The organism is Chromatiales bacterium (genome assembly GCA_014762505.1).
Lineage (GTDB): Bacteria > Pseudomonadota > Gammaproteobacteria > SpSt-1174 > SpSt-1174 > SpSt-1174.
Window position 1 is genome coordinate 1 of sequence record JABURS010000041.1, and the last position, 26,401, is coordinate 26,401.

Annotated in this window: 27 protein-coding genes; 15 read left to right on the top strand and 12 right to left on the bottom strand. The window is 69.0% G+C overall.

The window, feature by feature from the left end; genetic code table 11:
• Positions 1-40 precede the first annotated feature (40 nt).
• Positions 41-358 carry a hypothetical protein gene (locus tag HUJ28_09560; protein MBD3619707.1) on the bottom strand — a complete coding sequence of 106 codons (318 nt, stop codon included), beginning with the start codon at positions 356-358 and terminating at the stop codon, positions 41-43.
• A gap of 205 nt (positions 359-563) precedes the next feature.
• On the opposite strand from HUJ28_09560, the gene HUJ28_09565 reads away from it, so the two are divergent.
• The gene (locus HUJ28_09565) at positions 564-2,198 is read left to right on the top strand and encodes a diguanylate cyclase (protein ID MBD3619708.1); all 1,635 of its coding nucleotides are present in this window, start codon (positions 564-566) and stop codon (positions 2,196-2,198) included.
• A gap of 80 nt (positions 2,199-2,278) precedes the next feature.
• Positions 2,279-2,482: a YdcH family protein gene (locus tag HUJ28_09570; GenBank protein MBD3619709.1), complete on the top strand. Its 204-nt coding sequence runs from the start codon at positions 2,279-2,281 to the stop codon at positions 2,480-2,482.
• A 25-nt stretch (positions 2,483-2,507) separates the two neighbouring features.
• Here HUJ28_09570 and HUJ28_09575 read toward each other — a convergent pair whose 3' ends face one another.
• The 3 genes from HUJ28_09575 to HUJ28_09585 all read right to left on the bottom strand — a co-directional run bounded on the left by HUJ28_09575 (position 2,508) and on the right by HUJ28_09585 (position 5,220).
• On the bottom strand, positions 2,508-3,251 hold the full coding sequence (locus HUJ28_09575; GenBank protein MBD3619710.1) for a M48 family metallopeptidase: 744 nt from the start codon (positions 3,249-3,251) through the stop codon (positions 2,508-2,510).
• Positions 3,229-4,206 (bottom strand): serine/threonine protein kinase, encoded by a 978-nt coding sequence (locus HUJ28_09580; protein MBD3619711.1) that lies wholly within the window; start codon positions 4,204-4,206, stop codon positions 3,229-3,231. The genes HUJ28_09575 and HUJ28_09580 overlap by 23 nt, the downstream gene beginning before the upstream one ends.
• A gap of 78 nt (positions 4,207-4,284) precedes the next feature.
• On the bottom strand, positions 4,285-5,220 hold the full coding sequence (locus tag HUJ28_09585) for a GGDEF domain-containing protein (protein MBD3619712.1): 936 nt from the start codon (positions 5,218-5,220) through the stop codon (positions 4,285-4,287).
• Positions 5,221-5,509: 289 nt separating this feature from the next.
• On the opposite strand from HUJ28_09585, the gene HUJ28_09590 reads away from it, so the two are divergent.
• The gene (locus HUJ28_09590; protein MBD3619713.1) at positions 5,510-7,402 is read left to right on the top strand and encodes an ATP-binding cassette domain-containing protein; all 1,893 of its coding nucleotides are present in this window, start codon (positions 5,510-5,512) and stop codon (positions 7,400-7,402) included.
• A 16-nt stretch (positions 7,403-7,418) separates the two neighbouring features.
• Here HUJ28_09590 and HUJ28_09595 read toward each other — a convergent pair whose 3' ends face one another.
• A complete protein-coding gene (locus tag HUJ28_09595; GenBank protein ID MBD3619714.1) occupies positions 7,419-7,889 on the bottom strand; it encodes a YchJ family protein in 471 nt (156 codons plus the stop codon).
• A gap of 134 nt (positions 7,890-8,023) precedes the next feature.
• On the opposite strand from HUJ28_09595, the gene HUJ28_09600 reads away from it, so the two are divergent.
• The 4 genes from HUJ28_09600 (at position 8,024) to HUJ28_09615 (ending at position 11,436) form a co-directional block, all read left to right on the top strand.
• Complete coding sequence (locus HUJ28_09600; GenBank protein ID MBD3619715.1) at positions 8,024-9,352, top strand: YihY family inner membrane protein; 1,329 nt, start codon at positions 8,024-8,026, stop codon at positions 9,350-9,352.
• Complete coding sequence (locus tag HUJ28_09605; protein ID MBD3619716.1) at positions 9,349-10,260, top strand: pentapeptide repeat-containing protein; 912 nt, start codon at positions 9,349-9,351, stop codon at positions 10,258-10,260. The genes HUJ28_09600 and HUJ28_09605 overlap by 4 nt, the downstream gene beginning before the upstream one ends.
• 98 nt (positions 10,261-10,358) lie before the next feature.
• Positions 10,359-10,655 carry a hypothetical protein gene (locus HUJ28_09610; protein ID MBD3619717.1) on the top strand — a complete coding sequence of 99 codons (297 nt, stop codon included), beginning with the start codon at positions 10,359-10,361 and terminating at the stop codon, positions 10,653-10,655.
• A 268-nt stretch (positions 10,656-10,923) separates the two neighbouring features.
• Positions 10,924-11,436 (top strand): DUF2914 domain-containing protein, encoded by a 513-nt coding sequence (locus HUJ28_09615; GenBank protein ID MBD3619718.1) that lies wholly within the window; start codon positions 10,924-10,926, stop codon positions 11,434-11,436.
• Between the two features lie 65 nt (positions 11,437-11,501).
• On the opposite strand, the gene HUJ28_09620 is transcribed toward HUJ28_09615, so the two are convergent.
• Entirely contained in the window at positions 11,502-12,287 is a 786-nt protein-coding gene (locus HUJ28_09620) for a pentapeptide repeat-containing protein (protein MBD3619719.1), read from the bottom strand.
• On the opposite strand from HUJ28_09620, the gene HUJ28_09625 reads away from it, so the two are divergent.
• Entirely contained in the window at positions 12,277-12,918 is a 642-nt protein-coding gene (locus tag HUJ28_09625; protein MBD3619720.1) for a MarC family protein, read from the top strand. The genes HUJ28_09620 and HUJ28_09625 overlap by 11 nt on opposite strands.
• A gap of 24 nt (positions 12,919-12,942) precedes the next feature.
• Here HUJ28_09625 and HUJ28_09630 read toward each other — a convergent pair whose 3' ends face one another.
• From HUJ28_09630 to HUJ28_09655, 6 genes are all read right to left on the bottom strand, one after another.
• Entirely contained in the window at positions 12,943-13,707 is a 765-nt protein-coding gene (locus HUJ28_09630) for an SPOR domain-containing protein (GenBank protein ID MBD3619721.1), read from the bottom strand.
• Between the two features lie 71 nt (positions 13,708-13,778).
• On the bottom strand, positions 13,779-15,530 hold the full coding sequence (locus tag HUJ28_09635; protein ID MBD3619722.1) for a PAS domain S-box protein: 1,752 nt from the start codon (positions 15,528-15,530) through the stop codon (positions 13,779-13,781).
• Positions 15,531-15,580: 50 nt separating this feature from the next.
• Positions 15,581-16,684: a carotenoid 1,2-hydratase gene (locus HUJ28_09640; GenBank protein ID MBD3619723.1), complete on the bottom strand. Its 1,104-nt coding sequence runs from the start codon at positions 16,682-16,684 to the stop codon at positions 15,581-15,583.
• A gap of 2 nt (positions 16,685-16,686) precedes the next feature.
• Positions 16,687-19,200 (bottom strand): FtsX-like permease family protein, encoded by a 2,514-nt coding sequence (locus tag HUJ28_09645; GenBank protein ID MBD3619724.1) that lies wholly within the window; start codon positions 19,198-19,200, stop codon positions 16,687-16,689.
• Positions 19,197-19,901, bottom strand: coding sequence for an ABC transporter ATP-binding protein (locus HUJ28_09650; GenBank protein ID MBD3619725.1), 705 nt, complete (start codon positions 19,899-19,901; stop codon positions 19,197-19,199). Before HUJ28_09650 ends, HUJ28_09645 begins: the two co-directional genes overlap by 4 nt.
• Positions 19,902-19,919: 18 nt before the next feature.
• Entirely contained in the window at positions 19,920-20,312 is a 393-nt protein-coding gene (locus tag HUJ28_09655; GenBank protein MBD3619726.1) for a flagellar basal body-associated FliL family protein, read from the bottom strand.
• A gap of 334 nt (positions 20,313-20,646) precedes the next feature.
• On the opposite strand from HUJ28_09655, the gene HUJ28_09660 reads away from it, so the two are divergent.
• From HUJ28_09660 to HUJ28_09690, 7 genes are all read left to right on the top strand, one after another.
• Positions 20,647-20,874 carry a hypothetical protein gene (locus tag HUJ28_09660; GenBank protein MBD3619727.1) on the top strand — a complete coding sequence of 76 codons (228 nt, stop codon included), beginning with the start codon at positions 20,647-20,649 and terminating at the stop codon, positions 20,872-20,874.
• 189 nt (positions 20,875-21,063) lie between these two features.
• On the top strand, positions 21,064-22,842 hold the full coding sequence (locus HUJ28_09665) for a glutamate--cysteine ligase (GenBank protein MBD3619728.1): 1,779 nt from the start codon (positions 21,064-21,066) through the stop codon (positions 22,840-22,842).
• A 93-nt stretch (positions 22,843-22,935) separates the two neighbouring features.
• Entirely contained in the window at positions 22,936-23,277 is a 342-nt protein-coding gene (locus HUJ28_09670; protein MBD3619729.1) for a DUF3135 domain-containing protein, read from the top strand.
• Between the two features lie 142 nt (positions 23,278-23,419).
• Positions 23,420-24,751 (top strand): adenylate/guanylate cyclase domain-containing protein, encoded by a 1,332-nt coding sequence (locus HUJ28_09675; GenBank protein MBD3619730.1) that lies wholly within the window; start codon positions 23,420-23,422, stop codon positions 24,749-24,751.
• Between the two features lie 126 nt (positions 24,752-24,877).
• Positions 24,878-25,303: an FHA domain-containing protein gene (locus tag HUJ28_09680; protein ID MBD3619731.1), complete on the top strand. Its 426-nt coding sequence runs from the start codon at positions 24,878-24,880 to the stop codon at positions 25,301-25,303.
• A gap of 73 nt (positions 25,304-25,376) precedes the next feature.
• Complete coding sequence (locus HUJ28_09685) at positions 25,377-25,892, top strand: TlpA family protein disulfide reductase (GenBank protein MBD3619732.1); 516 nt, start codon at positions 25,377-25,379, stop codon at positions 25,890-25,892.
• 81 nt (positions 25,893-25,973) lie between these two features.
• Positions 25,974-26,396 carry a response regulator gene (locus HUJ28_09690; protein MBD3619733.1) on the top strand — a complete coding sequence of 141 codons (423 nt, stop codon included), beginning with the start codon at positions 25,974-25,976 and terminating at the stop codon, positions 26,394-26,396.
• Positions 26,397-26,401 lie beyond the last annotated feature (5 nt).

The window sequence follows — 26,401 nt, forward strand, 5'->3', positions numbered from 1 at the left end:
CCATCATCTGGGAGTCAGGGCGCCCGAAGTGGTGGGTTTTTCAACGGCCTGCTAGGGCGAGGTAGCGTTCCCGCGCCAGCACGAAATCGGTGCCCAGCCGCTTGAAGCGCAGGTATTCCTCGTCGCGGGCGAAGGGATCGTCGAGGATGAGCATCTTCTGCAGGCTCACCGTGCGTTCGCGCGCGATGGTACGCATGTCGGTGAGCAGCTGCCGCTTGATATTATAGGAGTTGACCACCGCGTCCAGCTGCTGCACGGTGGCGTTGGTCACTGTGATCCAGGCCACCATCAATGCGCCGGCGAGCACGATGATGAATCCGAATCCGAGGACGAGCGTCGGACGCGTCTTGAAGATCATTTATATGGTTCCCGGTGCGGGGCGGGATATCGTTGTTATATATATCGTTGTAATTGCGTTCTTCTTGAGCGAACTTAGGCCTATTGCGCCCGGGCGGCAACCATGACCATACACTTTTCGGGATTAAGTTCCGATCTATTGGGAGTATCCTGACTTTCATGCCCATCCTGCTGCCGTACCCGGTCTCCCGCCGCCGCTGACGCCCATGCATACGCCCAGGCGCCTGTTCCTGTCGCTCTCCACCGCCATTCTGGTCGCGGTGGTGGCCTTCGTGCTCATCAACAACCGCGCCGCGCGCGAGTCGCTGGACCAGTCGCTGGACGAGCGGGCCCAGGAGATCGTCTCGGCCTATGAACTGGTGAAGACCTCCTCGCTCACCAGCGCCGCGCAGATGGCCAGTTTCGTGGCCGCGGATGTCGAGATCAAGCGCTACATGGCGGATGCCCATGCCGCGCGCGTCGTCGATGGCGACGGGGCCAGCGGGGAGAAGGCCTCGGCCGTGCGCTATGACTGGCTGCGCTGGGTGCAGCCGCGCCTGGGGGACCTGCAGCAGCGTTTCGGCATGAACGAGCTCAAGTTCCACCTGGCCCACGGTGGGCAGGCCATCACCTTCCTGCGCGTCTACCGCCCCGAACGCTTCGGTGACCGGGTGCAGGGGGCCTATCACCCGGTGAACCTCTCCCTGGCCACGGGCCGTCCGGCGCGGGCGGTCGTGCTGGATTCCGGCGGTGCCGCGCTGCGGGCCGTGGAGCCGGTGACCTTGCCCGATCCACAGACCGATCGTGAGCTGCTGGTGGGTTTCGTCGAGGTGGGCCTGAGCTTCGATTCCCTGCTGGAACTGCTGGCCCAGCACCTGGGCGTGCAAATGGCCGTGTTGCTGGATCGGGAGGCCGTGACGTCGGTAGTGGACCAGGTGGTGCGTGAGCGCGAGCTCATGCCCCTGCCGGGGACCCAGTGCGAACTCGCCAGCGCCGTGGGCCCGGACGTCATGGACCTGCTGGATGCCATGGGCGGCGAGGTCACCGCTCAGCCGCAGGACGGGGTGACCGTCATGGAGTCGCACGGACGGCGACTGGCGCGTATCAGCGCGCCGCTGGAATTCGTCGGTCCGGCCGCGGCGGGAGGCAATGTCGTGATCTGGTTCGATGCCGAGGCGGCGCTGGCGGCCTACGAGCACACCGTGGTGCGCAACATCGCCTCGGCCATCGGCGGCTTCGTGGTGCTGGAGCTGATCCTGCTGCTGTTGCTGCGCGGGGGCATCCGCGTGTTCGAGTCCGAACTCCACCGGCGCACGGTCGAGGTCCGTCAGCTCAACCGTCGACTCACGCGCATCGCGACCACGGATGGGCTGACGGGGCTGTTCAACCGCCGTCATTTCCTGCAACGCATGCAGGTGGAACTGGACCGCGCCCAGCGATCCGGTGGACATCTGACACTGCTGCTCATCGACCTCGATTACTTCAAGGACGTCAACGACCGTTATGGGCACAAGGCCGGTGACGAGGTACTGCAGCAGGTCGGGCGCTTCCTGCTGAACCACATCCGGTCGGTGGACCTGGCGGGGCGTTATGGTGGCGAGGAGCTGTGTGTGCTGCTGCCGGATGCCGATGCCAGCCAGGGACGGGCCATAGCCGAGCGCATGCGCCGGGAGATCGCGGCGCTGCGTTTTACGGGGCCGCAGGGCGAGGTCTTTGGCATCACCGCAAGCCTGGGCGTGGCGCAGTGGGATGGGATCTCGGATCGGGACACCCTCTTCGTGCAGGCCGACAACGCGCTCTATGACGCCAAGGACCGCGGGCGGGATTGCGTCAGTGTGTTTGGCGAGATGGGTGGCCAGTAGCCGGCCGCCTGGGACGCTGGCCAGCGGCGCGGGGGCTGGCTATGATGGGGCATCCTGTCGACCGGTTACCTGCAAGCGCCATGCGTGATGACCCACAACAGATTCGGGAGCGACTCGAGGCCCTGAAGGTCGAGCATCGGGACCTCGACGAGATCATTCGGCGTCTCGCGGACAATCCCGCGCAGGACCAGCTGCAGGTCACGCGGCTGAAAAAGCGCAAGCTGCAGCTCAAGGACGCCATCGCCCGCCTCGAGAGCCGGCTCATCCCCGACCTCAACGCCTGACTCCCCCAGACCGGTCGGGTACCGGTCAGTATCGCTCCGACCAGGCCGGTATCAGCTCCCGGCTGGCATCCAGCTCGCGGTCCCTGTCCCGGGCGCCCGGCAGCATCTCCTCCAGCAACCCCCAGAAACGCGCCGAGTGATTGCGCTCCACGGTGTGCGCCAGCTCGTGCAGCAGCACGTAATCGACCAGCGCCGGCGGCAGGAACAGCAGGCGGTAGTTGAGGCTGATGTCGCCCCGGCCCGAGCAGCTGCCCCAGCGGCTGCGCTGAGCACGGATGCTGAGCCGGCCGTAGTCGAGGCCGTGCCGGGCGGCCAGGTCGGTCAGGCGGGGGGCGAGGTGGCGGCGGGCCTCGCGCATCAGCCAGCGGCGCAGGGCCTCGCCGAGGTCCGTCTCGCCGGCTTCCGCCGGGGCCTGTACCGTCACCGTCCCGTCCCGGCAGCTCACCCGCAGGCGGTTGCCGGATGCCGTTGCATAGACCACCGGCCAGCGTGCCGCGATGGCCCGCAGCGGCAGCAGCCGGGGCAGCGGGTCGCCATGGATGGCATTGCGCGGGCGGGCCGCCTCCAGCCGCGCCAGTGCGGCCTGCGCCCAGGCGCGGTGGTCCTCGACGATGCCGCGCAGCTCACGCTCGCTGGCCGCCGGCGGGGCGGAGATGCGCAGCTCCTCCGCGGTCACGCGCAGGCCCACGCGCCGGTAGCGCGGATTGCGTATCACCCGGCAGCGCAGGCGCCGCCCGTCGCCGAGCTCAAGGTGCCAGGGGCGGCTCATGGAGCAGGGCCAGTTGCTCGCGCAGGGCGAGGATGTGGTCCTCCCAGTGGCGCGGCGATGCGAACCAGGGGAAGGCGGGCGGGAAGGCGGGGTCGTCCCAGCGCCGGGCCACCCAGGCCTCGTAGTGCATGAGGCGCAGGGTACGCAGGGGCTCGATCAGGGCCAGTTCGGTGTGGTCGAAGGGGCGGAACTGCTGGTAGCCCTCCAGCACCTCGGCCAGCTGCCGTTCCTGTTCCTCGCGTGCGCCGGCCAGCAGCATCCACAGGTCCTGGATCGCGGGACCCTGGCGGGCGTCGTCGAAGTCGACGAAGTGCGGACCGGCGTCGGTCCAGAGGATGTTGCCGGCATGACAGTCGCCGTGCAGGCGCAGGGTGGCCGGGGCGATACCGGCCATGACCTCGCCGATGGCCTGCAGCAGGTCGCGGCTGAGGCTGGCGTAGGCCGCTTCCACATGGGATGGCAGCAGGCCGCTGCCGAGGATGAAGGCCGCGGCGTCCTCGCCGAACTCCTGCACCGACAGGGTCGGGCGGTGGGCAAAGCGCCGTATCGAGCCGATGGCGTGCAGCCGGCCCAGCAGCCGGCCGACCCAGCGGCGGTGTTCGGCGTCGTCGATCTCGATCAGGCGCCCGCCGCGGCGGGGGAACAGCGCGAGGCGGAAGCCCTCATGCCGATGCAGCGTGCATCCCTGGATCGTGAGCGGGGGCACGGCCGGCAGCTCGGCGTCGGTCAGTTCCGCGGTGAAGCCATGCTCCTCGAGGATGGCCTCGTCGCTCCAGCGCCCGGGGCGGTAGAACTTGGCGATCAGCGGGGGTGCGTCTTCGAGCCCGACCTGGTAGACGCGGTTCTCGAAGCTGTTGAGGGCAAGCAGGCGGCCGTCGGCGCGAAAGCCCAGGCCTTCCACGGCATCGAGGATCAGGTCGGGCTGGAGGCGATCGAAGGGATGAGTGGCATGCATGGCGGACGGTCCTGTGTCCGCGGCACTATAGGCGTTGCGTTGCGCCCTGTCGATGCACAGGGCGCGCAGGTCGCTGACTCAGGCCTGCTCGACCCGGTTCCGGCCGGCGCGCTTGGCGCGGTACATGGCCTCGTCGGCGGCCTCGAGCAGGCAGTGGCCGTTGCTGTCGGCCTGGAGTTCGGCCACGCCCAGGCTGGCCGTGAGCGCCAGCTCGGTGCCGTCGCAGAGCCTGGTCGGCCGGCGGGCCAGGGCCTGGCGCAGGCGTTCGGCGACGATGAGTGCGCCACTGGCCGGCGTCTCGTTGAGCAGCAGCACGAATTCCTCGCCGCCAAACCGGAAGGCCAGGTCGGTGTCGCGCACGGTCTCGCGGATCAGCTCGGCAATGGCCTTGAGGGCGGCATCGCCCGCCATGTGGCCGTGGGTGTCGTTGATCTGCTTGAAGTGGTCGACATCCAGCACCACCAGCGAGAGGGTGTGGCCATAGCGATGGGCGCGGTGCACCTCCTGCTCCAGGGCCTCGCCCAGGGCCGTGCGGTTGCACAGCCCCGTGAGCGGGTCGCGCAGGGCGGCCTGCAGCGCGCGTTCGTGTGCCAGGGCATTGCGCAGCGGGTGCAGCAGGTGGCAGAGCAGGTCTTCCAGCTGCTCCAGCTCGCCAGCGTCAAACTTGCGGCCCCGGCGGAAGGTCAGGGTGCCGAGTTCCTCCTCGCCCAGGCTCAGGCGGTAGGCAGCGGAATGCCGCCCCTGCCGCCCCAGGCGGCAATCGATTGCCAGGGCCTCGCAGACATATTCCACCCCGTCCAGGTTGAGCTGGCGTCCTGCCTCCTCGGCGAAGAACTCGATCAGTCGCGAGGCGTCCAGCGTGGTCTGCAGGCGCTGCATCAGGTTCAGTGCCGTCAATGCCCGGTCGGCATGCGGTGCGCGCAGGGCGGCGGTGGTCGCCCCGTTATCCGCGCCGGTGTTCAGGGCGCGGAGCGTGGTGTTCCGGGTGGTCGCGTTGGTCAGCTGCTGGTTCATGTGGTTATGAGTCCGCTGCGTGGTAGTGACCGGTATGTAGCGAATATCGTGCCACCTGTGATTTATCCGTAAAAAATATATAAATTACAGATGGTTATGATTTGGTCGTGCACCGTTTCAATGGCCGAATGACGAGAAATTGGCGGGTGGAGGGATGGCCCGGGCCTCGCGTCCAACCCGTCGGCGTCAAAAAACCGTAAGTCGGCCGTCGGGCAACACCGGGCGTCGGGATATTGTCTGTCGGGTGGGCTGTGCGGCCCGCGGGCCGGTTGCTACACTGCCACCCCTCATGCTCAAGCTCAGCCAGATCACCCTCTACCGCGGCCGGCAGTGCCTGTTCGAAGGCGCCTCGCTCACCGTGCATGCCGGTCAGCGGATCGGGATCACCGGTGCCAACGGGGCCGGCAAGTCCAGCCTGCTGGCCCTGATTCGCGGCGAGCTGGAGCTCGATGCCGGCGAGCTGGCCGTGCCGTCGGACTGGGTGGTGGCACATGTGGCGCAGGAGACGCCGGCGGTCGCCACCTCGGCGCAGGACTATGCCCTGGGGGGCGATGCACCGGTGGCCGAGGCACTGGCCGCACTGGCCGCCGCCGAGGCGGCCGGCGATGGCGAGGCCCAGGCCCGGCTGCACCAGCGTGTCGAACTGCTCGATGGCTATGCGGCCCCGGCACGGGCGGCGGCGTTGTTGAACGGCCTGGGTTTTGCCGCCACCGATCTTGCCCGCCCCGTGGCCGACTTCTCCGGCGGCTGGCGCATGCGGCTCAATCTGGCCCGTGCCCTGATGTGCCGCTCCGACCTGCTGCTGCTGGACGAGCCCACCAACCACCTGGACCTGGATGCCGTGATCTGGCTGCAGGGCTGGCTCAAGAGCTATCCCGGCACCCTGCTGCTGATCTCCCATGACCGGGACTTTCTCGACGAGGTGGTCGAGCACATCGTCCATGTCGAGAACCGGGGCATCACCCTCTACACCGGCAACTACACCCGCTTCGAGGCGGTGCGCGCCGAGCGCCTGGCCCAGCAGCAGTCGGCCTGGCAGCGCCAGCAGGAGGAGGTCGCCCATGCGCGGCGCTTCATCGACCGCTTCCGCGCCAAGGCCTCCAAGGCCCGCCAGGCGCAGAGCCGGCTGAAGGCCCTGGAGCGCATGCAGCTCATCGCCCCGGCGCATGTGGACTCGCCGTTCCGCTTCGCCTTCCGCCCGGCCGAGCGCTATCCGCATCCGCTGGCGCGCCTCGAGCAGGTGAGCATCGGCTACGGCGAGCGGCCGGTGCTGCATGACGTCGATCTGGGTATCGAGCCCGGCGACCGCATCGGCCTGCTCGGCCACAACGGTGCCGGCAAGTCCACGCTGATCAAGGCCCTGGCCGGCGAGTCGCCGGTGATCGCCGGTGAGGTGAGCCTGTCCCCCGAGCTGGTGCTCGGCTATTTCGCCCAGCATCAGCTCGAGGCCCTGGCGCTCGATAGCAGCGCCTTCGATCACCTGCGCCGGCAGGAACCGGCCATCACCGAGCAGGAGGCGCGTGACTTCCTGGGCAGTTTCGGCTTTTCCGGCGACCGGGTGTTCGAGCCGGTGCGGCCGTTCTCGGGCGGGGAGAAGGCGCGGCTGGTGCTGGCGCTCATCGTGCGCCTGCGGCCCAACCTGCTGCTGCTCGACGAGCCCACCAATCACCTCGATCTCGACATGCGCCAGGCCCTGATCAATGCGCTGCAGGCCTACGAGGGGGCGCTGCTGGTGGTCTCGCATGACCGGCACCTGCTGCGCTCGGTCTGCGACGGCTTCTGGCTGGTGGACGGCGGGCGGGTGACGCCGTTCGACGGCGATCTCGATGACTACCGCCGCTGGCTGGCCGAAGGTGGCCGCGGCGCCGGGGTGCCGGTGGGCAGCGACGGCGACCTCGGCCCCTCACGCAAGGAGCAGCGGCGCCTGGAGGCCGAGCGCCGCCAGCGCCTGAAGCCCCTGACCGACGCCGTGCGCCGGGCCGAGCAGCAGTGCGAGGCCCTGCGCCTCGCGCAGGCGAGGCTCAATGCCGAGCTGGCCGACCCCGCACTCTATGCCGGCGAGGCCGCCCGTGTCGCCGAGCTCAGCCGCGAGAAGGGCGAACTCGACCGGCGCCTGGCCGAGGCCGAGGAGGCCTGGCTGCTGGCGATGGAGGCCCTGGAGACCGCCGAGGCCGGGGCCTGAGTCCCCGGGTTGGGCATCAGGCCCCGTGACAGCGCTTGAACTTGCGGCCGCTGCCGCAGGGGCAGGGCATGTTGCGTTGGAGCTTCACCGGGGCGTCCGGCGCCAGGTCCCCGTCCAGGTAGCGCCAGGCGCCGTCCTCGCGGCAGAAGCGGCTCACCTCGTGCAGGCAGTGCAGGTGTTCCCCGCTGATGGCCCGCGCGACGAACTCCACCTCGCCCTGCGCGTCCGTCTCGTCGCCCGCCCGGGTGGCGCGTATCTCCAGTCCGATCCAGCGCGAGGCGGTCTCGTCCAGCGACAGTGCCTCGGGGCGGGTCGCTGCGGCCCAGGTGGCGAGCAGGTAGTCGGCCAGCCCCAGGGCGTAGGCGCTGTAGCGTGAGCGCATCAGCGCCTCGGCGGTGGGGGCGAGGGTCTTGCCGTGGTGCAGCGGCGCGCAGCAGTCGTCGTAGGCGCGGTGCGAACCGCAGGGGCAGGTTTCGGGCATGGGCATCGGGCTCTACACCGGGGGACAGGGACGCTGCATTATAGGCGGCGGGGCCTTGCGCGTGCGCGGCACGCGGATTGCGGTTAGGCTCAGACAATAATGACAAGAGAGCGACCATGTTCAACCCCGTGCACCGGCTGATGAACTTCCTCACCGACCAGCTCTGGTCGATCCGCCTGGACCACCTGCCCTGGTGGCAGGCCTGGCCGCTGGCCGCCCTGCGTACCGTGGTGGTGATCGGCCGCGACCTGGCCGACGGCCAGCTCAACCTGCGCGCCATGAGCCTGGTCTACACCACGCTGCTGTCGCTGGTGCCCATGCTGGCCGTGAGCTTCTCCGTGCTCAAGGCCTTCGGCGTGCACAACCAGATCGAGCCGCTGCTGCAGGAGTTCCTCGCCCCCCTGGGGCCGCGCAGCGTGGAGATTGTCCAGCACGTCATCGGCTTCGTCGAGAACATGAAGGTGGGGGTGCTCGGGGCCATCGGCATCGGCTTTCTCATCTATACCACCGTCGCCCTGATGCAGAAGATCGAGACGGCGCTGAACTACACCTGGCATGTGAAGAAGCTGCGGCCGCTCTCGCAGCGCTTCAGCAACTACCTCAGCGTGATCCTGGTCGGGCCGGTGCTGGTGTTCTCGGCGCTGGGGATGACCGCCTCCATCATGGGCACCGACCTGGTGCTGACCCTCTCGCAGATCGAGCCCTTCGGCACGCTCATCCAGTTCGCCACCCGGCTGGTGCCCTACGCCCTGGTCATCCTGGCGTTCACGTTCATCTATGTCTTCATCCCCAACACCCGCGTGTCGGTGGGGGCGGCCCTGGCGGGTGGCGTGGTGGCGGGCATCCTCTGGCAGACCACGGGCTGGGTCTTCGCCTCCTTCGTGGTGAGCTCGGCCAAGTACACCGCCATCTACTCGGCCTTCGCCAGCCTCGTCATGTTCATGCTGTGGCTGTATCTCACCTGGCTGATCCTGCTGGTGGGGGCGAGCATCGCCTTTTATGCGCAGTATCCCAACTACCTTACGCTGAGCCGCGCCGAGATGCGCCTGAGCGGACGCGTGCGCGAGCGGGTGGCGCTGCACATCATGCACCTGGTGGGGCGCAGCCACTACGAGCAGGGGCCGCGCTGGTCCGGAGCGGCCCTGGCCGAGGCCCTGCGCCTGCCCATGGAGCTGGTCGACCCGGTGCTGGATACGCTGGAGGAGGCCGGTCTCCTGGTGGAGAACTGCGACGAGGAACCGGTCTACCTGCCCGGCCGACCGCTGGACACCACCACCGTCGACGAGGTGCTGCGTGCAGTGCGTAGTGCCGGCGAGACCCGTTCCTTCAATCCGGGCAAGCTCCCGGCCGAGGCCCGGGTCGACGCCGTGATCCGGGACCTGGAGACGGCCTGCGACCAGGCCCTGGCGGGGCAGACGCTCAAGACACTGGCCCTGGGTACGGACGCGGGGGAGGGTGGTGGAACATGACCGCGCCGGATGACGGTCGTCCCCGCCTCTGGTACACGCGCCGCGATGGCGAGGTGCGTGGGCCGTTCCCGCTGGCGGTCATCCAGAACCACATCCTGCTCGGTCGCATCCATGATCAGGACGAGCTGAGCAGCGACGGCATGCACTGGCGAGCGCTGGAGCAGCATCCGGAGCTGATCCCCGAGGTGATGCGCCACGTCGAGACCCCGGAGGCCCGCGAGGCGCTGCGGCTGGCGCGGCTGCGGGCCGACGAACGACGTGGACACGATCGTCGATCGGAGGCGGCCCCGGGCCCTGGTGAGCGGCGCGAGGCCGAACGCCGTCGTCCGGAGACCGTGGAGACGGTACAGCACCGCCTGCTGGCCGAGGAGCTGACCGAGGCCCGCCGCTTCGAGGGCCTGCAGCGCCTGGGCCCCCTGCCGGTGCTGGGTATCGTGCTGGGTGCCCTGGTGCTGATCGGTCTGTTCTTTTGGCTGGCGCCGGCCCCGAGCGAACAGGCGGTGGTGGACTGTCGTGCGCCGGCCGCCGCGGGGGTGAACTGGCGCTACTGCAACAAGGCCGGGGCCGACCTGGCGGGTGCCGACCTGCGCGGGGCCGATCTCAGCAACACGGTGCTGGTGGGGGTGGACCTGCGTGGCGCACGCCTGGCCGGGGCCGATCTGCGCTATGCCGACCTGTCCGCCGCCCGCCTGGCGGGCGCCGATCTGGCCGGTGCGGACCTCACCGGTGCCGTGGCCACGGGTGCCGATCTCTCCACGGCGGACCTCAACCAGGCCAACCTCTCCTTCGCCAACCTCAGCCAGGCCGGCCTCGCCGGTGCCCACCTGGCCGGGGCCCGCCTGCACCGGGCCATCTGGGTGGACGGACGGGTCTGCGGCAGTGACGCGGTGGGCGATTGCGCCCGCTGACACGCCAATAACCCGTTGATTTTTGTGATTGAATTGTCGGCAGTCTCTTCTAGGCTTGAGGGTGAACACACGTTTCACCGATGCACAGGAGGTGTCGCATGAACGACAGAGAACTCAACCAGCGTTGTGTCGAGCTGATGCAGAACCCGGACGTGATGAACCACATGTGGCATCCGCGCATGTTCTGGGAGACCCGCATGAAGGACAACCCGACACCGGATGAGCTGGTCGACCCGAAGGTGGACCTGCTGGAGCTCGAGGTGATGCTCGCCGAGGTGGCGCACGTACCCTCGGCCTGCGCCGCCGAACTGGAACGGCGTGAACCCGGTCGTGCCGACCTGATCCGGCACATGATCCGTCGCGGCGACATGCCCTATCTGCATCGGCCGCATTAGGCCAGCATGGCCCGGCCATCTGTCGGGCACGTCACAGACCGGGCCCGGGGTCTCCCCCCGGGCCTGTTTCGTTTGATGAATCTGACTGCTGCGTCACATCGCCCGTCGCAGGGCCTGCTATGTTTGCCGCAGCAGGCGCGACGGGGGGTTGCGCCGCTTTCACTGCAAGGAGATCGACATGATGATGCGAGTGCTGATGCTGGCGCTGCTGCTGGGCCTGACCCAGGCCGTATGGGCCGACAACCACGGCGAGGCACCGATGGCGCCGATGGCGGAAGATACCGACGTCGAGGCGGCCGCCGAACCGGGTGCCGAACCGACCATGGCCGCGAGCACCGGGTCGGTGGCCCGCGCCCGGTTCACCTCGGCGGTGGACAACCGCGAGCCGGTGGACGACCTGAGCCGTGTGGAGAACGACATCCGCACGGTGTATTTCTTCACCGAGCTGATGGACATGGACGGCCAGACGGTCATCCATCGCTGGCGTTATGACGGCAACGTGATGGCCGAGGTGGACTTCGCCGTGGGCGGGCCGCGCTGGCGCGTGAGTTCCAGCAAGAACCTGCTGCCCGAGTGGACCGGCACCTGGGAGGTGGACGTGCTCAACGCCAATGGCGAGGTGGTCGAGACGCGCAGTTTCGACTATGTGGAAGCCCCGGCAGCGCCTGCCCCCGCGGAGAGCACCCCGGTGGAGGACGCGGCGTCGGACCAGCCGGTAACGGAGGAGTCGACTGACTCGGCCCCCGCGGAGGCCGCGCCGGCAGCCGGCGAAGGGCAGTAGATCGCCCCCCGCCAATCCGCATGCCACGCAGACAGGGCGCCCACGGGCGCCCTGTCTGCGTCTGGCTAGTCGCAGTGGCCGCGCGAGCCGGGGCGGCAGCGCTGGCGGTCCACCCACAGGGTGGAGTCGAGGATGGCGTCGTCGAAGCGCGCGCCGTCGATGCGGGCGTTGACCAGCGTGGCCTCGGTGAGGTCGGCGCCGGTCAGGTCGGCATAGAGCAGCGAGGCCTGCTCGAGGCGTGCGCGCCGGGCCTGGATGCCGCGCAGGCTGGCATCCTCCAGGCTGGCCCGGTCGAGGCGTGCCTGGCCGAGGCGGGCGCCGTCCAGCCGCGCCCCGTCCAGCCGGGCACGCGAGAGATTGGCGTGCGTCAGGTCGGTGTCGCTGAGGTCGGCCCGGCTGAGGTCGGTGGTGTAGAGCGAGGCCTCGGTCAGGCGGGCGCCGACCAGGGTCGTATCCTGCATGGGTGCGCCGTCGAAGCGGGCGCCGCTGAGGTCGGCACCGCTGAGGTCGGCACCGGTCAGGCGGGTGCCGACCAGGTTGGCCTTCACCATGCGCGCGCCACCCAGTTGCGCCTCCTCCAGGCTGCCCAGGGTGAAGTCCACTCCGTCGAGGATGGCGTCGCGCAGGTCGGCACCGGCAAGATTGCTGCGCATCATGACGGCGCCGCGCAGGTTGACGCCGCGCAGGTCGCGCCCGGCGAAGTCGCAGCCGATCCAGAGCACGCGTGGAGCGGGCGGGTCGTCGCAGCCGGCCATGGCCGGTGCAGCTGCCAGCAGGGTCAGCAGACCGAGCAGGGGGATGAGGATGTCGCGCGACGTCGTGCGCGGGCCTGTGGTATAGATGCTCGCCATGGACATGCTGCTTGCCAATTTCATCCTGTTGTTCATCGTCGTCGATCCCATCGGCGTGGCGGCGGTGTTCACCGGCCTGTCGGTGGGCATGACCCGTGCCGCGCAGCGCCGCGCCGCCCTGCAGGGGGTGCTGGTGGCGCTGGGCATGCTGCTGCTCTTCTTCCTCGTCGGCGAACGGCTGCTCGACTGGCTGGGTATCGGTATCCCGGCCTTTCGCGTCGCCGGCGGCATCCTGCTGTTCCTGCTCGCCATCGACATGGTGCTGGTGCGCGATTCGGCGCTGCGCACGGCCACCGATTCCGAGCGTGACGAGGCGGCCACCCGCGGTGACATCTCCGTGTTTCCGCTGGCCTTTCCCCTGCTCGCCGGGCCGGGTGCCCTGACCACGGTGCTGCTGCTGGCCTCGCAGGGCCACGCGCTGTTCGACTACCTGGCCCTGACCGGCGTGGTGGTGACCGTGCTGCTGCTGGCCCTGCTGGCCCTGTTGCTGGCGCCGCGGCTGATGCACGCGCTGGGCGCCACGGGCGTCAACGTCGTCAACCGCGTGCTGGGCCTGATTCTCGCCGCCCTGGCGGCGCAGTACGTGCTGGACGGCCTGGTCGCCGTCTTCCCCGGCATCGCCACAGCCTGAACCTTCCTCGGGTCGGTTCTTCCCTCAGCAATCGTTGGTGGTACAGACCACCCAGGGCGCGTTCGTGCCCAGGGCGTCCTGGTGTGCCTGCGCGTATTCCCGGGCGGCAGCCCGCGAGGAAAAGCCGTAGATGCGCACGCGGTAACGGAGCATCCCCGCGACCTCGGCGGGGCTGACCCGCGCCGGGATGCCTGCGGCCTGCAGGCGGCGCGCCTCGCGCTCGGCGTCGCCGGCCGTGGCGAGCGAGGCGGCCTGCAGGGCCCAGGGGCCGTTGCCCAGGGTAGCGGCGGGCGTGGCGGCGGGGGGCGCTGTGGGGGTGGCGCTGGGCGTGGCCGCCGGCTGGCTGCTGCCCGGCAGGGCGGCCGACCAGGCCTCGGCACGCGCCCGGCTCACCGGCAGGGCCGGGGTGGGGGCGGTATCACCACGGGCCTCGACGAAGGTCATGGGCAGGTCCAGTGACACGCGCCCGCTGGTCGGGTGGTCGATGTGGCCGCGGCCCTCGATGAGCCAGAAGCTCACGCGCTCGCCCTCGGCCCGCAGCCAGGCCCGTCCCTGTGTCAGTTCGGCGCGCAGGCGCGGCGTGTCGATGGTCACCGGGGCATTGCGGGTGGAGAGCTCCACGATGCCGCGGGTCAGCGTCAGCGCGCGCGCGTCCGGCTGCGCCGCGGCCTGCGTACCGTCGGCCTGCTGGATATGGGTATCGGCATCCCAGTCGTGGGTTTGCAGGGCGGCGACCGGGGCGGTCGCCAGCAGGAGACAGGACAGGCAGCTCAGGCGGAGGGTGCGCACGATTCTCTCTTTCGCATGGGGCAAAGCGGCATTGTCGATGAAGACTCCGACCCTGGCAAACCGGCGGGGTTTCATGGCCCGACGACGGGCAGGTCGATGTGGAAGGTCGTGCCCTTGCCCGGGGTGCTCTCGAAGTCGATCCGTCCACCCATCTGCTCGATGACACTCTTGGTGAGGTTGAGCCCCAGCCCGGTGCCGCCGCGTTGCCGGGTGCTGGAGGCGTCGCCCTGGGCGAACCGCTGGAACACGCGCGGGCGAAAGGCCGGATCGATGCCGGGTCCATGGTCGCGCACATGGATGCGCACGATGCTGCCGTGTCGGCTGGCGCCCACCTCCACCGTGCTGTCCGGCGGGGAGAACTTGATGGCGTTGGACAGCAGGTTGGCCATGGCCTGCTGCAGGCGGTCCGGGTCGGCGAAGAGGGTCAGGCCGGGGGCGTGGTCGTGGAGTGCCAGTCCGACCCCGGCGGATTCCGCCAGGGGCTGGTGGGTGGCCAGTACCTCGTGCAGGAAATCGTCCAGCGGAATGTCGCGCGGGGTGAAGGCCAGCTTGCCCGACTCCAGTTTCTGCAGGTCCAGCAGGTCGTTGATGAGAAAGACCAGGCGGTTGCAGTTGCGCTGGGCGATGTCCAGCAGCTCTGCCTGCTGACCGCCCCCACCGGCCTGGTCGATCAGGCCGAGCGCACCCCGGATGGCGGTGAGCGGGGTGCGCAGTTCGTGACTGACGCTGGAGACGAACTCGTCCTTGAGGCGTTCGGCGCGCAGACGCTCGGTGACATCCTCGGCGGTGCCGACCAGGGCCGTGAGCGGTTCGCCCTCGCGCAGCGGCGTGACGGCAAACTGCAGGGTTCGGGGCTGCCCGTCGGGGCGACGGATCTCGAGCAGGCGGTGCGTCACCTGTTCGCCCTCGCGCAGGATGCGCCAGAGGTCGTCCAGGCGCTCGGCCTGCTGGGCCGGTGCGAACAGGCGGTCGAAGCGCTGGCCGAGGAGCGTGTCGGCGGTGTGGCCCGTGATGTGTTCCATGGCCCGGTTGACGTGGGTGAAGCATCCCTCGCGATCCAGGCTGAAGATTGCGTCGGAGGCATTGTCCATAATGGTGGAGAGCAGCCGGTTGCTGTCGCGCAGCTCGCCCTCCTTGCGCGTGAGGGCGGTGAGCTTCTCCGAGAGCAGCCGGTTGGTGTCGCGCAGTTCGTCGCGGGAGCGCGCGAGTTCCTCGAGCAGTCGGTCCTTGTCATGGCGCAGGCGCAGGGCCTCGGTGAGCGTGGTATTGAGCCGCGCCGAGGTGACCAGCAGCGCCCCCAGGTAGACCAGCGTCAGCAGGCCGAGGAAGGCGTGGATCTGGCTCTCCTGCAGGAACAGCAGCAGCGCCAGGGGAGGCAGCATGGGCAGGGCGTAGGCGAGATAGGCGGCGCGTACGGAGGAGAGGAAGGTGATGCCGCCGGCCGACATGCCGGCGATGACGATGAGCAGCACCATCTGGTGGGGCACGCTCGCGGACGGGAACAGCAGCGCGGCGCCCGTGCCCCAGGCCGCACCGGACAGGGCGGCGCCGATGACGTAGTCGCGGGTCCAGCGCCGCAGGGGGAGACGATCCCGGTCGCGTCGCCAGGACCCGACCAGGACCCAGCGAGTAAGGGTGATGACCGTCATGCCGGCAACCCAGGCCAGGATCTCGGCCGGCGGCTGTACCGGCCAGAGGACGGTGGCCAGGATGACCGTATTGATGAGCGTGGCGATGAAGCCGGTCCTGGCCTGTTCGTAGAGCAGGCGGGTCTGGGACGCCAAGATCGCGTACTGCACGCCGGGGCTCGGGGCATCGTCCATGGTGGGGTCGTTCTCGGTTTGGGGGTCGTGTGGTTGGCGGCTCGTCCGGGTCAATCGTAACCCGCCAGCTCCACATAGCCCATCCCGATCGGCTCGCCCCGGGTATCGAGGACGTCCACCGCCCCCTCCCAGTAGCGCACGCTGAGGGCCATCTCCTGGTCATCCAGTACCGGCCGGATGCGCCAGGTCTCGCCGTTCACGGTCAGCTGCCATTCCACCGGATAGCGACGACCATCCGCGGCCTGCCAGTGACGCAGGGGGGCGAGGGTCACGTCTGTCGCCTGCAGGCGGCGGTAGCTGCCGTCGGCGGCGACCAGGCTGCCGGCGCTGGCCGGGTCGGTGCCGCCGTCGAGCCGGCGCAGGCGGTAGTACATGAGTTCGCGCCCGTCATCGAGCTGCAGGGCGAACCAGTCCCAGCCGGCCTGGTCGTCCGCCAGGGCGCTGGTGCTCCACTCGCGGTCCATCCAGGCCCGGCCGGCGACGGCCAGACGCCGCTCGCCCAGGCGCAGCTCGCCGGCGGCGGCCAGGCGCGGCAGGGAGTAGTAGTACGAGGCATTGCCCGGGTCGGCACTCTTCTGGCTGAGTCCGGCCTCGCCCTGCAGCACGGGGGGCTTTTGCGGCGAGAGGTCCAGCGAGAGGGCGTAGTCGCCGGCGTCCAGTGACAGGTGCCAGTGACCGGGGCGTGCCGGGTCGGCCCCCAGGCGCCAGTCCTCCAGCCACACGGCCAGCGGCTGGGCGCGGGCGCCGGCCAGCCCGGCTGCACCCCGGGCGAAGCGTTCGGCCGCGTGGTGCTGCCCGCCGGGCACGTCGGTGATGGCAAAATGCGCCATCCACACGTCACGGGTGCGCCAGGCGCTGTCGTCGGCGACCGCCGGTGCCAGGGCGAAGCGGAAGAAGGTGACCTGGAAGCCGTAGCGTCCCCCGGCCGGATCCCGGAGGTTGCCGGTGAGGTACCACCACTCCGTCTGGTAGTCCGGGTGGGGGCCGTGGTCAGCCGGGAAGCGGAACTCGCGGGGCGCTTGGGCGCGGGCGAAGGCGGGGTCCGGCGTGCCGCCCAGCAGGTCGCGGGCGCGCAGCGGCCCGTCGTCCGGCTCGCCGGCGGGGCCGCAGCCGGTCAGCAGGGCGGCGCAGAGCAGCAGCAGGGACAGGCGCATGTTCATTCCTCCCGCAGGGCCTCGGCGGGCGGGGTGCGGGCGATGCGCCAGGCCGGGACGATGCTGGCGAGCAGCGCGGCGGCCAGCGCCAGCAGCGTCGCCTCGACGAAGGCCGCCGGGCCGATGGACAACGGCAGGCGCCAGCCGAAGGCGCGCAGGTTGATCACCTCCACCAGCAGCTGCGACATGACCAGCCCCAGCGGGCCGGCCAGCAGCAGCGCGGCCAAGGCGATCAGCAGTGCCTGCAGGGCGACCAGTCGCCAGAGCTCCCAGGGTGTGACGCCCAGGGCGCGCAGGGTGGCATGATCGCGGCGGCGCTCCAGCTGCATGGCCGACAGGGCGCTGAGGATGCCGATGAAGGCGATGCCGATCATCAGCAGGCGCAGTACGTCGGTGACGGCGAAGGTGCGGTCGAAGATGACCAGCGAACGCTCGCGGATCTCGCGGGTGAGGCTCAGCACGGCCCGGCCGGGGTGGTCGGCCAGGCGCGCGCGCACCGCGGCTGCCACGGTGTCCGTGTCGGCGCCCGGTTGCAGGTACAGGCCGACGCTGCCCACGGCCGGATCGTCCCAGTGGGCATCATAGAGCGCGCGGCGCATCACCAGCTGGCCCTGGTCGCTGCCGTAGTCCTGGTAGATGCCGGCTACCTGGAGGGCCACCGGTCCGCGCGCGGTGTAGAGCGTGAGGCTATCGCCGGCTGCGAGTCCGTGCCGATAGGCCAGCGGTTCGGAGACGAGCAGGGCCTGTTCCCCGTCGAAGGCGGGCCAGCTGCCGCCGGGCCGTTCGGCCAGCAGTCGGAAGCCCCGGTAGCTGGCCGGGGCCATCTGGATGGCAAGGGTCTCCACCGGGCCGAGACCGGTCTCCAGGGTGACCTGCCGGCCGGTGCTGATGGCCGCCACGCCGGGCAGCCCGCGCAGGTCGTCGACCAGGGCCTCCGGCAGGTGGCCGCCGCTGCGCAGGCTCGTGCTGGCCGCTGCGGCGACATACATGTCGCCCTGCAGGGTCTGGTCCAGCCAGCTCGTCACGCTGTGGCGAAAGCTGCCGGTCATCAGGCCCACGCCGATGCTGGCGGCCACCGCGATGCCCAGCGCCGCCACGGCCACGCCGCTGCGGCTGAGGCCGGCCCCGGTGTCGCGGGCGGCGAGGTGGCCGATGCCCGGCAACAGCCGGTCGAGCAGGGGGGCGGCCAGGCGCGTGAGCAGCTGCAGCAGCGCCGGGGCCAGCAGGGCGGCACCGAGGATGACCAGGAACAGGGCGACGAAGCCCGGCAGCAGGGCCCGCACCGGGTAGTGGGCGAGGCCGTAGCCGCCGGCGACGAGCAGCAGGCCCATGGCATTGAGCAGCGGCAGGCGGCGGCGGATGCCGGCCTCCAGCGACGAGCGCCGCTGGGTGGTGATGGGCGGGGTACGGCCGGCCTCCAGGGCGGCGGGCAGGCCGGCGACGAGTGCGGCGGCAAGCCCCAGGCCGGCGCCGGTGGCCAGGACGGCGGGGGCGACGCGCACCGCCTCCAGCGTCAGCTGGAAATAGAGGTCGTTGATGGTCTGAACCACCCGGTCGAGCAGGACCTCGGCCAGTGCCACGCCGAGGACGAGCCCGAACAGGATGCCGAGCAGGGCGAGCAGGCCGGTCTCGAGCAGGATGAGGCGCACGACCTGGCGGGGCTCCACGCCCAGCATGCGGTAGATGCCGAGTACGGGGCGGCGGCGCAGCACCGCGAAGGTCATGGTGTTGTAGATGAGAAAGCCGCCAACCACGATGGCCAGCAGGCTCATGGCGGCGAGATTGGTCTCGAATGCCCGTGTCATCTCGCGCTGGGCGTTGCCGCGTGCCTCGGCGGTGACGAGCCGCAGGCCGGGCGGCAGGGCGTCGCGCAGGCGGGCCAGGCCTTGCGCGTCCTCCGCCGGCAGGTAGAGGTCGATGCGATCCAGCCGGTTGCCGCGCCCGAGCAGGGTCTGGGCGGTGGCCACGTCCACCCAGAGCAGGCCGTCCACGTCGGCGTCCCCCTCCAGCAGGCCGGTGAGTGCCAGTGTCTGCACGCGCCCGGCAACGGTCACCTCGAAGTCCGTGCCGGGGGAGAGGTCCAGGCGTGCGGCCGTGCTCGCCGGCAGCAGGGCCCCGGGGCCGGTGAGAAAGCGGTTGAGGTCCGCCTGGCGGTCGTCGGCCAGGGCGGGACGGAAGTCGGCCTCGGCGAAGGGGTCGATGCCGATCAGACGCAGGGTCTCGTCCCGGTGCTGGACCAGCCCCTCGACCACGGGCGCGGCGGCCGGCAGCAGACCGGTCCGGCGCAGGCTGGCATAGGTCTCGCCGGGCAGGCCCTCCGGCGGGCCGAGGAGCTGGTGGGTGGCGCGCCCGGTCACGCCGTCCATGGAGGCCTCGAAGGCGCGTCGGGCACTGTCGTTGGCGAGGTCCACGGCCACGACGATGGCCACGCCCAGGGCCACGCCGAGCACGGCCAGCAGCGTCTGCCAGCGCTGGCCGAGCAGGAAGCGGCGGCCGGCCCGCAGGAGCAGGCTCACCAGGCCCGCACCTCGCGGGTCTCGGTCAGCTGCCCATCCGCCAGGGTGAGCACGCGGTCGGCGCCGCCGGCGACCTCGGCGCTGTGGGTGACCGTGATCAGGGTGGCGCCACGCTGTCGGCACAGCGACTGCAGCTGGGCCAGCACCTCGCGTCCGATCTCGACGTCGAGGTTGCCGGTGGGTTCGTCGGCCAGCACCAGCCGGGGGGCATGCACCAGGGCGCGGGCGATGGCCACGCGCTGGCGCTCGCCGCCCGAGAGCTGGTCCGGGAAGGCCTCGGTGCGCCCGGCAAGGCCCAGGGCGTCGAGGTCGTGGCGCGCCCGGGCCAGGGCCTCGCGTCGTGCCCAGCCGTTGAGCTCCAGCGGCCGGGCGGCGTTCTCGGTGGCGGTGAGGGTGGGGATCAGGTTGAAGAACTGGTAGACGAAGCCGATGTGCCGGCGGCGGAAACGCGTGCGTGCCGTCTCGTCGAGCGCCTCCAGCGCGACGCCGTCGATGCGGATGCTGCCCGCATCCGGCCGGTCGATGCCCGCCAGCAGGTTGAGCAGGGTCGACTTGCCCGAGCCGCTGCGCCCGATCAGGGCCAGCTGCTCGCCGGCGACGATGTCGAGGCTGGCCTCCCGCAGCACCGGGTGCAGGGCGTCGCCCTCGCCATAGGCCCTGGCGAGGTGGCGTACCTGGATGAGCGGGGCGGTCTCGGTCATGGGTGGCCGCAGCGGTGCCTACTGGATGACGAAGCCGGTGAAATAGAGGCCGCGTACCGGCTCCCTGCCCGTAAGTCCGGCAAGGACGGCCTGGATCTCGGCCTGCAGCTCCTGCCGCCAGACCTCGCGTTCGCGGGTGGATCTCGCCGTCTCCACGTCACGGCCACTGAGGTAGAGGATCATGGTGTTGCGCAGCACGGGCATGTGGGTCTTGACCAGGTCGGCATCGGCGGTGGAGCCGACGGCGAGCTGTGCGCTCAGCTGCATGAAGTGCGTGCCGCGCCCGCCGGTGAGGTTGAGCACCAGCGGGGGATCGAGCGGGATGTAGGTCACCGGTCCGGCCGCATCCTCTGCCAGAACGGGGGGCGTGGCCAGCAGCAGGAGCAGCAACAGGGTCAGCAGGCGGGGCATGGATAGGGGTCCTGGGGTTTGGGTTTGCAGGCGTCAGTTTTACCACGCGGGCGGCGCCTCGTGCATGCGCAGGCCGCGCTGCCCCCCCCTCTGGTCCCGCGTTTTCGACCGCTGGTCCGGCTGGTGCGTGATGGGCTTCACATCCTGTCCCTATGGGAATTTTTCCCATGTCTTCAGATACCTACGATCACTACAGTCCATCCAACAGGACGCATCATGTGCTCGCGGATCTCGGCCCGGAATGGACAGGGCCATGACAGGGGATGGCACATGACGATGCATCGATCGCATCGCAGGTTCCGCATCACATGCATATACAGTCTGGAGGTTTACCATGATGATCCGTACCGCTACCGTGGCCCTGCTGATGGGTCTTGCCGCCCCTGCCTTTGCCCAGCTCGACATGCCGGAATCCCGTACCTGGCAGGTGGAGGGTGATAAGGTCGCCAACCCGGAGGCCATGGTGGCCATCGAGCGCGCCAATCAGACCCTCAGCCAGACGCATGCCTCACTGCTCAGCGCCCTGGAATCCATGGACGAGGCGCCCGAATCCTCGCGCTAGTCCGCGCGTGCCGACGGCACGCCAGTCCGACTCCCCCGGTTGCCGCGTCGTCCGCAAGGACGGCGCGTTTTTTTGTTTGGACCGCTGCCCCGCTACACTGCATCGGGCGATGAGCGGGCAGACCGCCGGGAGGAGAGGAAAGAATGCTAAACTACGGCGCGCCGGACTGGGTGACCTGGATTGCGCAGGATGCCGACGGCAGCTGGTGGGGGTTCGAGGCCGAGCCCAATCTGCACGACCGCGGCTGGTACGAGAACGAGGTCGGTCGCTGCCTGCGCCTGGCCACGGGCAATCCCTCGCCGGACTGGCGCGACTCCCTGCGCCGCTACGACGGTCGCGGCCCGACCCACCCCGATCAACCCTGACATACAGGTAGCGCCCTTGTACCGACTGGCGGAACAGCGACTCGGCCGGCTGCTCAACGCACGGCAGCAGCACCTCCTCGGTGACGGCCTGGTCGGTCTGGAAAAGGAAAGCCTGCGCGTGAGCCCCAACGGAGGCATCGCGCAGACACCACACCCCAGGGCCCTGGGTTCGGCGCTCACCCACCCCTACATCACCACCGATTATTCCGAGGCACTGCTCGAATTCATCACGCCGCCCTTCGCCGATCGTACGGGGCCGCTGCAGTTTCTCGAAGACCTGCAGAAGTTCGTCTATACCCGGCTCGACAACGAGATCCTCTGGGCCACCAGCATGCCTTGTGTGGTGGCGGGCGAGGAGAGCATTCCCATCGCCCAGTACGGCAGCTCCAATGTCGGCCTGATGAAGACGGTGTACCGTCGGGGCCTCGGCCATCGCTACGGGCGCGTCATGCAGGTGATCGCCGGGGTGCACTACAACTATTCCGTGCCCGAGGCCCTGTGGCCGGCACTGCGCGAGTTCGATGGCGACACGGGCGAGGCCGGCACCTATCGTTCGCGGGCCTACTTCGGCATGATCCGCAACCTGCAACGCGTGGGCTGGCTGATCCCCTACCTGTTCGGCGCCTCGCCGGCGGTGTGCAAGTCCTTCTTCGGCGACATGCACCCGCCGATGCCGGAATTCGACCGCAACACCTGTTACGAGCCCTATGCCACCTCGCTGCGCATGGGCGACATCGGCTACACCAACGCCAAGGAGGGCGAGACCGGGATCAAGGCCTGCTACGACGACCTCGACTGCTACGTTAAAAGTCTCAGCTGCGCCATCGAGACGCCCTATCCCGAGTACGAACGCATCGGCGTGTGCGTGGATGGCGAGTATCGCCAGCTCAATGCCAACATCCTGCAGATCGAGAACGAGTACTACAGTACGGTACGCCCCAAGCAGATCCTGCAGGGGCTGGAAAAGCCCACCCGGGCACTGGCCAGTCGCGGCGTGCGTTACGTGGAGCTGCGCTCGGTGGACGTGAACGCCTTCCATCCGCTGGGGGTCGACGCCGACCAGGTGCTCTTCATCGAGGCCCTGATGCTGTTCTGCCTGCTGGCGGACAGCCCACCCATCGATGCCGAGGAGCGGGCCTATATCGACTACAACCAGTCGACCACCTCGCACCGGGGGCGCGAGCCCGGGCTCGCGTTGCGTCGCCCCGGCGGGGCCGTGACGCTCAGGGACTGGGCGCTGGAGGTGCTCGAGGCCATGCGGGGCGTGTGCGAGGCGCTGGACCGCGACGACCCGGAACGGCCCTACAGCCGGGTCCTCGCCATCCAGGTCGAGGCCGTGCACGATCCCGAGCGCACGCCCTCGGCGCGCATGCTCGCCGAGATGCGCGCCAATGGCGAGGGCTTTTATCACTTCGCCCGTCGCATGTCCCAGGTGCATGGCGAGTACTTCAATGCCCTGCCGGCGCGTGCCGAGGCCGAGGCCATGCTGGAGCGGCTGGCGGCCGATTCTCTGGCCGAACAGGCGGCCCTGGAGGCCGGGCCGCAGGCCCCCTTCGATGCGTTTCTCGCGGACTATTTCGCCGGCCGCAGCGCCGGGGGGTGACGGGCTTCGCATTCGCGCCATCCGCGGCTTGACCCCGTCCGGCAGGATTGGACTAGTCTAGGGGTATTGTCCCTGAACGACGTCGGGTTTTTCATGGCCGCATACGCCCCCTTCGACTTTGCCCACTGGATGCAACTGGCCGGCACCGACCCGGAGCGCTTCGAACGGGCGCGGCTGGCGGCCATCGGTGAAGTCCTGGAGGCGGCGCCCCCGGATCGACGGGAGCGTCTGCGCGGGCTGCAGTGGCGCATCGACCAGGAGCGCCGACGCGCCCGTACCCCTCTGGCGGCCTGTCTGCGTCTGTCCTCGCTGATGTGGGACTCCCTCAACAACGAGTTGTTGCCGGTGCTGCAGCGGCTGGTCGATGATGAGAACGCCCACCGCGCCGCTCCACCGCACCCGGCGGCCGTGATCATTCCCTTCCGTCGGCGCTGATGCCTGCCGTTTGACCCCGTCGCCCATCTTGGGCATGTTATGCAGACCCGCCGGCCTGCGGCGGGTGTAACCGGGCCTTACAACAACAAGGGCGGGCATTCCACCCATGCCACCGCGCCAGGCGGTGAGGCAGACTGGGCGGATGCGCACGAACACCGCCCAATACCAGTACGCCGCCATCATGGACGCACAAGACAAGGCGATTGCCGCCAGCATCGCCCGCCAGATCAAGCGCTCCCGCAGAGAGGTCACCATCCTCTTCACGGATATCGAGTATTCCACCTACCTGTGGGATATCCGTGGCGATGTCGAGGGCCGGTTGATGGTCGACAAGCACAACCGCCTGCTGTTTCCGGTGATCCGTGCCTATCGGGGGCGGGTGATCAAGACCATCGGCGACGCCATCATGGCCTCCTTCAAGAACCCCGAGGATGCCGTGCGCGCCGCCATCGGCATCCAGCAGGCGCTCTACCGCGCGCGCAAGCAGGACGACAACTTCTATATCCGCGTGCGCATCGGCATCCACACCGGCATGGCCATCGTCGAGCACAATGACGTGTTCGGCGATGTGGTCAATGTCGCCTCGCGCATCGAGAACGAGGCCAAGGGCGACGAGATCCTGCTCTCGGAGAACACGGCCGCCACGCTCAAGGACAAGGGCTATTTCCTGGTGGAGGAGGGGGAGTTCATCTTCAAGGGCAAGCGCGAGCCCATGGGGGTGATGCGCTGTGAATGGAAGCATGCCCAGGACATGCTGGAGAACGTGAAATTCACGTCTTTCCTGCCGGTGGGGCCGAGCCAGCAGCGCGAGCTGCTGCTCTATGCCGTGGCCACACTCGGCATGTTGTACTTCCTCTACGCCAACTACCTGCGCTACGTGATCGCCGACTTCGAGACCTTCGCGCTGATCACGCTCAACCCGCTGATGCTGATGCAAGTGCATCCGCTGATGCCGGTACTCGGGGCGGCTCTGGCGATCTATGCCGTGCTGCTGGCCTCGCGTATCCGCCGCATCCCGCCCTTCGTCCTGCGGCTGCTCAAGGGGGGGTTCGGCTTCGCCATCGGCTTCTTCGGGTTCATGCTGCCGATGCAATATCTGCCGGCAGAGCTGACCTCCACGGTCCATGCGCCGCTCTACGAATCCCGCCACGAGTTTGTCGAGGTGCGTCACGACGCCATCGTCATCGAGCAGCTCGAGCCGACCGCCCGCATCGTCGCCACGGTGGAGCGGGGCAACCTGCTACTGCGAACCGACAACCGCGTGCGTGACGGCGTGACCTGGAACCAGGTCATCGTGAGTGAGCGCGAACGGGGCTGGATCCAGGAAACCATCCCGGCGCGTTTTGGTGTGCCCGAGATCGAGAATACCCGCACCAAGCGTTTCCTCTTTACCCTGGCCGATCTCTATGCCCTGGTCATTGGCGGGTTGATGTTCCTCTGGGGAACGTTAAACTTCCGCATTCGCCCGACCTGAGCTGGCGCTGGAACTGTGACTGCGTTCATACCGGCGCGCACGGGGCGCTGTTATCTTCTGTCCACAGGGCGAGGGAAGCTCCCCGCCACGCCAGGACAGGCGCACGAATCTTGAAGAGGACGACCCATGTCGAAGTCAGTCAACAGCGGTTCCTTCGAGCCCGGCTACCAGGAAACGGCCGAGAGCGATGTGTCGCGCGTGCGCGCGCTGTACAACCCGGACTCCCGTCTGGTGTTGCGCATGGGCGACGCCGAGATCGTCATGACCCCTGCCATGCGCGTGTTCACCATGGGCCGTAATGCCGACTGCGACCTGGTCGTCAACGAGCCCTACGTGTCGCTGGTACATGTACGTATCCTGTACCGCAAGGGCAAGTTCGTGCTCATCGACCAGAGCCGCAATGGCACCTATGTGCGTGCCGAAGGCGGTCCGGAGATCGGCCTGGTGCAGGACGACGAATTCCCGCTGGCCGGCAACGGTGCCATCAGCCTGGGGCATCCGGGCAGCGAGGATGCCCACGACCTGATCCGCTATCGCTTCGAAGACAAGTGAATCCCGGCATCCGCCCCGGCGGATGCTGAACCCCGGCCCCCGATCCGTGTCCAATCCGGCGATTCCCCCGTTTATGCCGGAGTACATCGTGAAGGTCCTCTCTCCCCCCGTACTGACGCTAATCCTCATCCTGTTGTCCGCCCCCGCGGCCGCGCTGCAGGACTTCGACGGTCGCCCGGCCGGTCTGGCCGACCATATCGGCCAGGACGAACGCTGGCTGGTGGTGATGATCTGGGAATCGAACTGCCCGGCCTGTAACCGTGTCGCCCATCAGTACGTGGATTTCCATGAGTTCAACGCCGATCGTCGCGCCCGCGTGCTCGGCATCTCCATCGATGGGCCGGCCGCCGTGGCCGATGCGAAGGCCTTCGTCGAGCGTCACCAGGTCCAGTTCCCCAACCTGATCGGCGATCCGGCCGAGGTCGCCATGCGCTATCGGCAGCTCACCGGCAATGCCTTTGTCGGCACCCCCAGCTTTCTGTTGTTCGATCCGCAGGGACAGCTGCGCGGCTACCAGGCGGGCATGATGCCGGCCGAGGTTGTGGAGCGCTTCATCGACGAGGCGGCGGCAGGCAGCGCCGCCCGTTAAGCCCCCCGGCTGTGCTATAAGGACGTTTGCAGGATGATCTGGCAGCGGAACGTCCGTACATGGCTGGCAAGGGAGGCTGGGATGGGATCCCATGAGCGTATCCGGGTAGTGATCGTGGACGATGCCGCGATGACCCGCGGCATACTGCAGCTGATGCTGGAGATCGAGGGCTACGAGGTGGTCGGCGAGGCCGGCAATGCCCGCGAGGCGTTGGACCTGGTACGGCGGCTGGTTCCGGACGTGGTCTTTCTGGACATCAACCTGCCGGATCAGAGCGGCATGGCGGTGCTGCAGCAGCTGCACCACGATTTCCCCGACCTTGGCGTGATCATGATCACCGTGGATGACACGGCCGACTGCATGCGCGAGGCCATTCGCAACGGGGCGCTGGGCTACGTGCTCAAGCCCCTGTCGGAAGACCGGGCCGTGGCCACCATCCGCAATATCCTGCGCAGCCGCTACGGAGTGTCATCCCGCGTGGTTGGTCTCGGTGATACGTACTGACCGCC

What these genes read in the sequence shown, in the direction of transcription:
- HUJ28_09685 (MBD3619732.1), top strand. Translation starts at nt 25,377, where the DNA reads ATGCCGGAGTACATCGTGAAGGTCCTCTCTCCCCCCGTACTGACGCTA.
- HUJ28_09575 (MBD3619710.1), bottom strand. Translation starts at nt 3,251, where the DNA reads ATGAGCCGCCCCTGGCACCTTGAGCTCGGCGACGGGCGGCGCCTGCGC.
- HUJ28_09680 (MBD3619731.1), top strand. Translation starts at nt 24,878, where the DNA reads ATGTCGAAGTCAGTCAACAGCGGTTCCTTCGAGCCCGGCTACCAGGAA.
- HUJ28_09650 (MBD3619725.1), bottom strand. Translation starts at nt 19,901, where the DNA reads ATGACCGAGACCGCCCCGCTCATCCAGGTACGCCACCTCGCCAGGGCC.
- HUJ28_09655 (MBD3619726.1), bottom strand. Translation starts at nt 20,312, where the DNA reads ATGCCCCGCCTGCTGACCCTGTTGCTGCTCCTGCTGCTGGCCACGCCC.
- HUJ28_09620 (MBD3619719.1), bottom strand. Translation starts at nt 12,287, where the DNA reads ATGGCGAGCATCTATACCACAGGCCCGCGCACGACGTCGCGCGACATC.
- HUJ28_09610 (MBD3619717.1), top strand. Translation starts at nt 10,359, where the DNA reads ATGAACGACAGAGAACTCAACCAGCGTTGTGTCGAGCTGATGCAGAAC.
- HUJ28_09565 (MBD3619708.1), top strand. Translation starts at nt 564, where the DNA reads ATGCATACGCCCAGGCGCCTGTTCCTGTCGCTCTCCACCGCCATTCTG.
- HUJ28_09690 (MBD3619733.1), top strand. Translation starts at nt 25,974, where the DNA reads ATGGGATCCCATGAGCGTATCCGGGTAGTGATCGTGGACGATGCCGCG.
- HUJ28_09570 (MBD3619709.1), top strand. Translation starts at nt 2,279, where the DNA reads ATGCGTGATGACCCACAACAGATTCGGGAGCGACTCGAGGCCCTGAAG.
- HUJ28_09595 (MBD3619714.1), bottom strand. Translation starts at nt 7,889, where the DNA reads ATGCCCATGCCCGAAACCTGCCCCTGCGGTTCGCACCGCGCCTACGAC.
- HUJ28_09670 (MBD3619729.1), top strand. Translation starts at nt 22,936, where the DNA reads ATGGCCGCATACGCCCCCTTCGACTTTGCCCACTGGATGCAACTGGCC.
- HUJ28_09675 (MBD3619730.1), top strand. Translation starts at nt 23,420, where the DNA reads ATGCGCACGAACACCGCCCAATACCAGTACGCCGCCATCATGGACGCA.
- HUJ28_09660 (MBD3619727.1), top strand. Translation starts at nt 20,647, where the DNA reads ATGATGATCCGTACCGCTACCGTGGCCCTGCTGATGGGTCTTGCCGCC.
- HUJ28_09640 (MBD3619723.1), bottom strand. Translation starts at nt 16,684, where the DNA reads ATGCGCCTGTCCCTGCTGCTGCTCTGCGCCGCCCTGCTGACCGGCTGC.
- HUJ28_09600 (MBD3619715.1), top strand. Translation starts at nt 8,024, where the DNA reads ATGAACTTCCTCACCGACCAGCTCTGGTCGATCCGCCTGGACCACCTG.
- HUJ28_09580 (MBD3619711.1), bottom strand. Translation starts at nt 4,206, where the DNA reads ATGCATGCCACTCATCCCTTCGATCGCCTCCAGCCCGACCTGATCCTC.
- HUJ28_09615 (MBD3619718.1), top strand. Translation starts at nt 10,924, where the DNA reads ATGGCGGAAGATACCGACGTCGAGGCGGCCGCCGAACCGGGTGCCGAA.
- HUJ28_09665 (MBD3619728.1), top strand. Translation starts at nt 21,064, where the DNA reads ATGCCGACGGCAGCTGGTGGGGGTTCGAGGCCGAGCCCAATCTGCACG.
- HUJ28_09625 (MBD3619720.1), top strand. Translation starts at nt 12,277, where the DNA reads ATGCTCGCCATGGACATGCTGCTTGCCAATTTCATCCTGTTGTTCATC.
- HUJ28_09635 (MBD3619722.1), bottom strand. Translation starts at nt 15,530, where the DNA reads ATGGACGATGCCCCGAGCCCCGGCGTGCAGTACGCGATCTTGGCGTCC.
- HUJ28_09560 (MBD3619707.1), bottom strand. Translation starts at nt 358, where the DNA reads ATGATCTTCAAGACGCGTCCGACGCTCGTCCTCGGATTCGGATTCATC.
- HUJ28_09585 (MBD3619712.1), bottom strand. Translation starts at nt 5,220, where the DNA reads ATGAACCAGCAGCTGACCAACGCGACCACCCGGAACACCACGCTCCGC.
- HUJ28_09605 (MBD3619716.1), top strand. Translation starts at nt 9,349, where the DNA reads ATGACCGCGCCGGATGACGGTCGTCCCCGCCTCTGGTACACGCGCCGC.
- HUJ28_09590 (MBD3619713.1), top strand. Translation starts at nt 5,510, where the DNA reads ATGCTCAAGCTCAGCCAGATCACCCTCTACCGCGGCCGGCAGTGCCTG.